Raw genomic sequence first — 8,519 nt, 5'->3', positions numbered from 1 at the left:
CGGGGGCGTGCCTCGGCACCCACCCCCGCCCGCACTCGCTACTCGTTGTGCAGCACCTTCGCGATCCTCAGCCGTCCCGCCGACCGTGCGGGAACCGCCGCACCCAGCGCCGCGATCGCCACACCCGCCAGGCCGAGACCCAAGAGCTGCGGTGCGGCCCACACGTCCTTCATCGCATCGGGGAACTCGACGATCCCCACGTGATCGACGATCCACCGGTGCCCCGCCACGCCCAGCGGAATCCCCAACAGCCCCCCGACGAAGCCAAGTCCGGCCACGGACGTCACCGTCATCACCATCACCTGACGCGGTGTCATTCCGATCGACTTGAGCATGCCCAGGTCACGGCGCCGCTCCCGGACGTTGAGCAGCACCGTGTTGAAGACACCCAGCGCCGCGACCGTACTCAGCAGGACGGTGAACACCGTGGAGAAGCCGACCACCGTCGTGGTGGCGCTGTTGCCCGAGCTGCCCACCGACGCGTGCAGGCCCGGATCGGCCGCCCGGACCGCCTCGACGTACGCCTGCGCGTCCGCACCGGGGACCAGCCGGACCCCGTACTCGATGGCCTGCGTGCCGGGCGAGAGTCGCTCCAGGGTCTCCCAACTGGTGTCCAGTGCAAGGGGGTTGCCCTCCATGGTCCTGCCCACCACCGACCCGGCGACCTTGCGTCCCTCGGCCTCCAGGGTGATCCGGTCGCCGAGCGCGAGCCCGTGCTGCGCCAGGAACTCGGGCGACGCCAGGACCTCGCCCGGCCCCTCCGGCAGCCGGCCCGCCACCAGCAGCGAGGCGTCGACCGCGGGGTCCCCCCGGTAGAAGTTCCCGAACCTGTTCTGCGCGTACCCGCTGAGCCGCACCTGGAGCAGCCCGCGCGCCGTGACCTCGGACGCTCCGGGCAGCGCGCGCAGCAGCTTCTCGATCGCCGCGTCGTCCAGCTTCGGCACGGTCTGCTGCTGCGACGCACGCCCCACCTGCACGGCGATCCGGGCCCTCCCGTCACCCTTGCCCGCGTTCCCCAACGCGAGCATCGTGCTGGTCAGCCCGACCGTGACGGTCACCGTGACGACGCCGAGGACGATCGCCGCCATGGTCAGCCCGGCCCGGCCCGGCCGGGCGAACGGCTGCCCGAGCCCCAGGCTCACCGCCCTCGGCAGCCGGGTCCCGGCCAGTGCCCGCTGCACGCGCAGCCCCCGCCCGCTCCGCGGGGCGCTGCCCGCGGTGATCGCACGGGCGGCCGACAGCCGGTGCGCCCGCAGCGCCGGAACCAGCGCGGTGAAGGCGACCAGGGCGGGCATGCCCAGCAGGCAGACCACCACCACCCAGGGGCTGAGCCCGATGGCGGCGGTGCCCGTCTGGATGCCGCCGAACGCGACCTTGAGCACCGGCTCCGTCAGCAGCCCACCGGCCAGCGTGCCGAGCGCACAGCCCACCACGGCAGGTACGGAAACCATCACCAGATAGACCGCGACCACCTGGTTCGGCGTGAAGCCCAACGCCTTGAGCACCCCGATGTGCCGGTACCCCGACACGACCGCCCCGCTGACCACGTTCCCCACGATCAGCACCGACACCAGCAGCCCCAGCGTTCCGAACACCGTCATGAACGGGAGAAAGGCATCGGCCAGCGACGAGAAGGCCCGTTTGAGAGTGAGGTACGACTGCGACGACGTCACCGCACCCCCGGGCAGCTCCGCCGTGGCACCGGCCAGCGACGAGGCGACGTCCTCCTTGGTGCCCGCCGCGTCGAACCGGTACAGCATCTGCACGGCCGTCGGGTGCAGCGCCGCCATCTGCTCCGGCGCCACCCAGGCGGCGGCCGACTTGCTCATGCTGGTGGCGAAACCGACGACGGTGAGCGGCGGCGCCCCGCGCGCCCGGACCTTGCGCCCGAGCGTGTCGTCGTCGTAACCGCCGTGCACAGAACCGAGGACGATCTCACCGGGCCCGGTCACCCAGCGGCCGACGAGCAGCTCCACCCGGTCCACGGGACCCGCCGGATCGGCCCTGCCCACCACGGCCAGCGGTCCCGGAGGGCTGCCCGCCAGGTCCGTCGGCACATCCAGGACGACCAGCCCGAACGGCCCGGCCGAGGCCGCCACACCCGCCCGCCTGCCGGACGCGGAGGCCTGCGCGTCCGTCACCTTCGACCGGTCGAGAGTGGTCACCGCATGCGCGCCCCGCTGCTTCTCGAAGGACTTCTCGAAGGGCCCCTCGGTGGCGAGCAGCAGCCCGAGCGCCAGCATCACCGTCATCGTCGAGCAGAACACCACCAGGCCGATCACGACCGTCTGCAGCCTGCGCCGCTTCACCGCCGCACGCGAAGCCCGCCACACGGCGCTCATACGGTCGCCTCCGAAGCGCTCGTGTCCAAGGTGCTCGTACGGGCCACCCGCCCGTCCGCGACCTCCACCAGCCGGCTCGCGCACCGGGTGGCCAGCTCCGGGTCGTGCGTCACGATCACCAGCGTCTGACCGATCTGATTGAGATCGATGAGCAGATCCATCACCTGCTCGCCCGCCCTGCTGTCCAGCGCCCCGGTCGGCTCGTCCGCCAGCAGCAGCGCCGGACGGTTCATCAACGCCCTTGCCACCGCGACCCGTTGGCGCTCACCACCACTGAGTGCCGCCGGGTAGACGTTCCGCCGGTCCGCGATGCCGAGCTCGTCGAGCAGCTCCAGCGCCCGCCGCCGTGCGTGCTTCGCGGACGTACCCGTCAACTGGGCGGCCAGCGCCACGTTGTCCAGCGCGGGCAGGTCGTCGATCAGATTGAAGAACTGGAAGATCATCCCGATGTGCCGCCGCCGGAACAGCGCGAGCCCCGTCTCGCTGAGCTCCGAGAGGTCCTGCCCCTGCACCCGCACCCCGCCCGACGTCGGCCGGTCGAGCCCGGCGATCATGTTGAGCAGTGTCGACTTCCCGCAGCCGGACGGCCCCATCACGGCGACCGCGTCCCCGGCCCGTACCTCCAGCGACAGCCCGTCCAGGGCCTTCGAGTCGCCGTACTCCTTGTGCAGGCCGTCGAGGTGTACGACGACCTCGCGCCCACCGTTGTGATCTTGAGTCATGGCACGAACCTAGAAGCGGGGCCACGGGCCCGGCATCCCACCCCGGACGTATCCGCCCCGTCGCGTCATCCCAGGGATGTACGGAGCTGCACCCCGGGGACGACGCGGGCCCGCCGCACCAGCTGCGATGATCACGGCGTGTGGAGTTCAGGGGTGGGTTGGTGGGGGGTCGCGCTGGCCGTGGCGTGCGGCGCCGTCGGTGTACTGGCGGTGGCGCTCGTACGGGCGCGAAGGGCGCACCGACGACAGGTCGAGGAACGCGGCTGGCTCCTCGAACGCGAGCGGGAGAGCGCGGCCGGGGCCGCGGTCGACGCCGAACGGGCAAGGATCGCGGGCGAGTTGCACGACATCGTCAGCCACAACGTGAGCCTGATGGTCGTCCAGGCCTCCGCCGCGCGCGAAGTGCTCGCCACGATGCCCGACGCGGCGGCTGTCGCGATGACCGCCGTCGAGACGGCCGGCCGTCAGGCGATGACCGAACTGCGCCACCTGCTCGGCCTGTTGGCGCCCTCCCCGAACGGCGAGGACCCCGCAGCCAGCGCCCCGGAACTGGCCCCGCAGCCCAGCCTGAGCAGACTCGGCCCGCTGATCGACCGGATCGCCTTCGCCGGACTGCCCGTGGAAGTACGCATCTCCGGCGAGCCGCGCCCGCTGCCGGCCGGGATCGACGTCACCGCGTACCGGATCATCCAGGAGGCCCTGACCAACGCGCTCAAGCACGGTCCGGGGTCCGGGGCCGAGGTCACGGTGCGCTACGCCGACCGGTACGTACGGGTGGAGGTGCTCAACAGCGGACCCAGCGTGCTCGCGGGCACGCGGCAACCGCCGCACGCCGGGTCTCCGGCCGACGGGCCGGGCCGGGCGGACGGCGCCGGACGCGGGCTGCTCGGGCTGCGGGAACGCGTCGCCGTGTACGGCGGCGACCTCGACGCCCGCCGACGGCTCGGCGGCGGCTACCGGGTCAGGGCCCGCATCCCGCTGGACCGACCGGCAGGAGAGCCGTCATGACGACACCGGAGACCCACGTGACCCCCACCGCCCCCGCTCCCGTACCGGAACCCTCGCCGCGCGTCCTGATCGCCGACGACCAGGAACTCGTACGCACCGGCTTCCGGATGATCCTCACCGCCCGCGGCCTCGACGTGGTGGGAGAGGCGGCCGACGGCGCCGAAGCGGTCGCGAAGACCCGCGAGCTGGACCCCGACGTGATCCTGATGGACATACGGATGCCAGGCATGGACGGCCTGGAAGCCACCCGGCGCATCCTCGCCGGAACCCCGGACGCCGAAGCCCCGACCAGCAGGGTGATCATGCTGACCACCTTCGACCTCGACCACTACGTCTACGCGGCCCTCGCCGCCGGTGCCAGCGGCTTCCTCCTGAAGGACGTCACCTCCGCGCACCTGGCCGCCGCGGTCCGCCTGGTCGGCACCGGCGACGCACTGCTCGCACCGTCGATCACCCGGCGCCTGGTGGAACGCTTCGCCGACCGGCCCGAGCTCGTCACGACCGACTCGAAACCCGCACCTCACCGGGATCTGGCCACACTCACCCCGCGCGAGCGGCAGGTACTCGCGCTGATGGGCCGGGGTTTCTCCAACGCCGAACTGGCACGCGAACTGACCCTCAGTGAGGCGACGGTGAAGACCCACGTCGCCCGCATCTTCGCGAAGCTCTCCCTGCGCGACCGGGCCCAGGCCGTGGTCCTCGCGTACGAGACGGGGCTCGTCTCCCCGGGCGAGTTCGCGTGAACGGGAAGACCCTGTGACAGGAGAAGGGGAGACTCGCCGCATGGCCGCACCCTCGTCCTCGCCTTCGTCCTCCTCCTCACCCTCGTCCTCGCCCTCCCGGGAACCCTTCGCGCCCGCGACCGGCGACGGCCTCCCGCACGGGGAACCCGCGGAGCAGCGTGCCGCCGCGGTCCGCACCGCGTTCGACGGCCTGCTGCAGATCCGCCGCATCACCCAGGGGTCCGAAGCAGCACCCGCCCCCTGGGAACTCCGCCAACTCCTCAACGCGGTCGCCCTCCCTCTGGAAGCCGCACCCCTCACCCCCTCGGCGACCGACTCCGAAGGACACCGCACCGCCACCGGCTACCGGGTGCGCCCCGGCGAGGAACCGCACACCGCGGCCGTCGACTGGCTCGGCCCACCAGGCAGCGGAGCCGCTGCCGAGGAACGCGACCGACTCGCCCGCTGTGCCGAAGTGCTGACCGCGCTCGGCTGGGACGCACTGCTCTACCGGGGCCCGCGCCGCCGCTGGTTCGTCGAGGTCCGCCCGCCGCACGGCACTCCGTAAACCCCGTAGCAAGAGCGCAGCGGCCACGAGAACGGCCCCGGCCGCCCCACGCGGGACCACCGGAGCCGTTCGCTCACTCACTCAACTACTCACTCACCGCATCACTCGGTTCAGCCGACCGACGTCGGCGAAGCAGTCTTGCTGCCCCCGTCGCCGCTCGCCTGAGCCGCACTTTCTTCCGCGAGCCGTTCCATGCCGCTCGTGGTCTTCAGCGGCTTCTCCTTGATGAAGACCACCGCCACCAGCGCCAGCGCCGCGAACGGAGCAGCCAGCAGGAAGAGGTCGGCGGTCGCCAGGCCGTACGCGTTCTCCACGATGTCGCGGAGCGGCGCGGGCAGCTTGGTCATGTCGGGCACGGAAGCCTCGCCGCCGTCGCCCGGCGGAACCGGCATGCCGGCCGCCTTCATGCCGTTGGTCATCTCGGTCGCGACCCGGCTGGCCAGGACCGCGCCCAGCGCGCTGGTGCCGATCGTGCCGCCCATGCTGCGGAAGAAGGACAGCACCGAGGTGGCGGCCCCCAGCTCGGTGGCGGGGACGTCGTTCTGTGCGGCCAGTACCAGGTTCTGCATCAGCATGCCGACGCCGATGCCGAGGATCGCCATGTACAGGCTGAGCAGCCCGAAGTGGGTGTCCGCGTCGATGGTCGCCAGCAGGCCGAGACCGGCGGTCATGACGACCGCGCCCGCGACCAGGTACACCTTCCACTTGCCGGTCCTGCTGATGATCTGGCCGGCGACGGTCGACGACACCAGCAGACCCAGGATCATCGGCAGACTCATCAGTCCCGCGGCCGTCGGCGACTTGCCGAGAGCGATCTGGAAGTACTGCGACAGGAATACGGTGCCGCCGAACATGGCCACACCGACGAGCAGGCTCGCGACCGTGGTCAGGGTGACCGTGCGGTTGCGGAAGATGGTCAGCGGAATGATCGGCTCCGGCACTCGCGCCTCGACGAACACCGCAGCGACGAGCAGCAGCACACCGCCACCGGTCAGCGCGGCCGTCTGCCACGAGGCCCAGTCGAACTGGTGGCCCGCCAGCGACGTCCAGATCAGCAGCGCGCAGACGCCCGCCACGATCAGGAACGCACCCAGGAAGTCGATCTTCACGTCACGACGTACGGTCGGCAGCTTCAGCGTGCGCTGCAACAGCACGATCCCGAGCAGTGCGAACGGGACACCGATGAAGAAGCACCAGCGCCAGCCCAGCCACGAGGTGTCCACGAGCACACCGCCGATGAGCGGCCCGGCCACCGTGCCGACCGCGAAGACGGCCCCGAAGATGCCGGCGTACTTGCCGAGCTGACGCGGCGGGATGATGGCGGCCATCACGACCTGCGCGAGCGCGGTGAGACCACCGGCGCCGATGCCCTGTACGACACGGCTGAAGATCAGCAGCCCGACTTCGTGCGAGAACCCGGCCAGCAGCGAGCCGACCACGAACATCCCGAGGGACAGCTGCAGCAGCAGCTTCTTGTTGTAGAGGTCCGAGAGCTTGCCCCACAGCGGGACGGTCGCCGTCATGGCGAGCAGCTCGGAGGTGACGACCCAGGTGTACGACGACTGGCTGGCGCCGAGGTCGGCGATGATCCGGGGCAGTGCGTTGGCCACGACCGTGCCCGCCAGGATGGCGACGAACATGCCGGCCATCAGCCCGGACATGGCCTGGAGTATCTGCTTGTGGCTCATGGAGGTGGGCGCCTGGTCGGGCGCCTCGATTGCGGTCAAGGTGTCCTTCTTAGAAGTCGATCCGGGGACCGGGCAGGAATGTCAGGTACGGGGCGGCCCGGGGGCCGTGTCGGGGGCGGCCAGTCCGGAGGCCAGATGATCGAAGGCGCGCCCGAACACCTCGGTGAAGGCAACGCCCTGCGCCTGCCTGCACCAGTCCTCGATCGAGACGCGGATGGCGGTCGTGGCTACGGCGGCGACCAGCCGCGGGTAGAGACCGACGGGCTCGCCCTCGGCACCCCCCAGCCGTGCCGAGACTGCCTCCGCAAGCTCCAGCTCCTCGGCCATGTGCGCCCCGAGGCCGCGGACGAGGAGATGAGGGGAACGCTGGAAGACCTTGGCGCGCAGGCTCCAGATCTCGTGGCGCTCCGCTATGTCGAGCAGCTCCGCCGAGAACGCCTCGCGCAGTACGTCGAGCACGGAGAGGGAGGCGGGCGCCTCGCGCACCGCACGCCGAATGCGCTCGCCGACCTCCGCGTCGATCATGAGGAAGGCGTCGTCGTGGCTGTCGAAGTAGTTGAAGAACGTGCGCGGCGAGACCCCCGCCGCGCTGCTGATGGCTTCCACCGTGACGTTCTCCGCCCCGTGCTCCGCGGCCAGCCGCACCGCGGCGTCCGCCAGCGCGGCCCGAGTGGCCTGCTTCTTGCGCTCACGGAGTCCGGGTACGCCCTCTTTGCTCTTCACATCTTGCAGACTACGCAAAGATGCAGACCATGCAAATTAATACCGGCGGATGGGGCGCAGGAGAGGGGGTTGACGCTGCCTGGGGGGATGCGTATAGTTCTTCGGGTTGTCCGATGTGAGTACCGGTTCCGACTGGCCCAGGGCAACCATTCGGCAATCAGGACACAAGTCTGGAAAGCGGCATCTGTCGCCCTCCTTTTGCGTGCACTTTTCGCGAATGAGGAAGTCGAAACCCCGATTTGGTTCGGGGCGCCGGAATCCGCTAATGTCTCACTCGTCGGAACGGCCCAACGGCCGCAAAGACAACCCAAGTTCGACTGGGAATCGGAACGGAAACGGTCTGATAGAGTCGGAAACGCAAGAACACAACAGAAACAAACTGAACGAAAACGTCCGGAGGAAAGCCCGCGAGGGTGAGTACGAAGGAAGCGTCCGTTCCTTGAGAACTCAACAGCGTGCCAAAAGTCAACGCCAAATATGTTGATACCCCGGCCACTTCGGTGGTTGGTGGTTCCTTTGAAAAGTCCCACACGGCCCTTCGGGGTGCGGGTGGGCAACACTAGCGAGGACGCAGGAACACACCGTCTTATTCCGATGGTGGCTGTTCCGCTCTTCCGATGTGTTCACCGGCTGTATTAATTTACTGGCCGAGTAAACATTCACGGAGAGTTTGATCCTGGCTCAGGACGAACGCTGGCGGCGTGCTTAACACATGCAAGTCGAACGATGAAGCCCTTCGGGGTGGA

Annotated in this window: 7 protein-coding genes and 1 rRNA gene; 4 read left to right on the top strand and 4 right to left on the bottom strand. The window is 69.9% G+C overall.

The features are described from left to right. Positions 1-38: 38 nt before the first annotated feature. Together ACWGIG_RS33955 and ACWGIG_RS33950 are read right to left on the bottom strand one after the other, a co-directional pair. Positions 39-2,342: an ABC transporter permease gene (locus ACWGIG_RS33955; protein ID WP_453325546.1), complete on the bottom strand. Its 2,304-nt coding sequence runs from the start codon at positions 2,340-2,342 to the stop codon at positions 39-41. Continuing rightward, complete coding sequence (locus tag ACWGIG_RS33950) at positions 2,339-3,064, bottom strand: ABC transporter ATP-binding protein (protein WP_453325545.1); 726 nt, start codon at positions 3,062-3,064, stop codon at positions 2,339-2,341. Before ACWGIG_RS33950 ends, ACWGIG_RS33955 begins: the two co-directional genes overlap by 4 nt. A 153-nt stretch (positions 3,065-3,217) precedes the next feature. On the opposite strand from ACWGIG_RS33950, the gene ACWGIG_RS33945 reads away from it, so the two are divergent. Genes ACWGIG_RS33945 through ACWGIG_RS33935 form a run of 3 tightly spaced genes read left to right on the top strand, consistent with a single transcriptional unit; the run spans position 3,218 to position 5,362 of the window. Beyond that, positions 3,218-4,072 (top strand): sensor histidine kinase, encoded by an 855-nt coding sequence (locus tag ACWGIG_RS33945; RefSeq protein ID WP_453325544.1) that lies wholly within the window; start codon positions 3,218-3,220, stop codon positions 4,070-4,072. Continuing rightward, positions 4,069-4,815, top strand: coding sequence for a response regulator (locus tag ACWGIG_RS33940; protein ID WP_453325543.1), 747 nt, complete (start codon positions 4,069-4,071; stop codon positions 4,813-4,815). The genes ACWGIG_RS33945 and ACWGIG_RS33940 overlap by 4 nt, the downstream gene beginning before the upstream one ends. A 40-nt stretch (positions 4,816-4,855) precedes the next feature. Beyond that, the gene (locus ACWGIG_RS33935; protein ID WP_453325542.1) at positions 4,856-5,362 is read left to right on the top strand and encodes a hypothetical protein; all 507 of its coding nucleotides are present in this window, start codon (positions 4,856-4,858) and stop codon (positions 5,360-5,362) included. A 110-nt stretch (positions 5,363-5,472) separates the two neighbouring features. Here the strand turns inward: ACWGIG_RS33935 and ACWGIG_RS33930 are convergent, their stop codons facing one another. Next, the gene (locus ACWGIG_RS33930) at positions 5,473-7,050 is read right to left on the bottom strand and encodes an MDR family MFS transporter (RefSeq protein WP_453325547.1); all 1,578 of its coding nucleotides are present in this window, start codon (positions 7,048-7,050) and stop codon (positions 5,473-5,475) included. Positions 7,051-7,131: 81 nt separating this feature from the next. Beyond that, positions 7,132-7,773, bottom strand: a complete 642-nt coding sequence (locus tag ACWGIG_RS33925) for a TetR/AcrR family transcriptional regulator (RefSeq protein WP_453325541.1) — start codon at positions 7,771-7,773, stop codon at positions 7,132-7,134. 658 nt (positions 7,774-8,431) lie between these two features. On the opposite strand from ACWGIG_RS33925, the gene ACWGIG_RS33920 reads away from it, so the two are divergent. Beyond that, positions 8,432-8,519, top strand: a 16S ribosomal RNA gene (locus ACWGIG_RS33920); the annotation flags it as partial.

Source organism: Streptomyces sp. NPDC054863, from assembly GCF_053610825.1.
Note: the sequence above shows the minus strand (reverse complement) of the source record. Positions and strands in the feature narration are given on the sequence as shown.

Excerpts from the sequence above, each read along its gene's own strand:
- ACWGIG_RS33955 (WP_453325546.1), bottom strand. The coding sequence starts at position 2,342 with ATGAGCGCCGTGTGGCGGGCTTCGCGTGCGGCGGTGAAGCGGCGCAGG.
- ACWGIG_RS33950 (WP_453325545.1), bottom strand. The coding sequence starts at position 3,064 with ATGACTCAAGATCACAACGGTGGGCGCGAGGTCGTCGTACACCTCGAC.
- ACWGIG_RS33940 (WP_453325543.1), top strand. The coding sequence starts at position 4,069 with ATGACGACACCGGAGACCCACGTGACCCCCACCGCCCCCGCTCCCGTA.
- ACWGIG_RS33935 (WP_453325542.1), top strand. The coding sequence starts at position 4,856 with ATGGCCGCACCCTCGTCCTCGCCTTCGTCCTCCTCCTCACCCTCGTCC.
- ACWGIG_RS33930 (WP_453325547.1), bottom strand. The coding sequence starts at position 7,050 with ATGAGCCACAAGCAGATACTCCAGGCCATGTCCGGGCTGATGGCCGGC.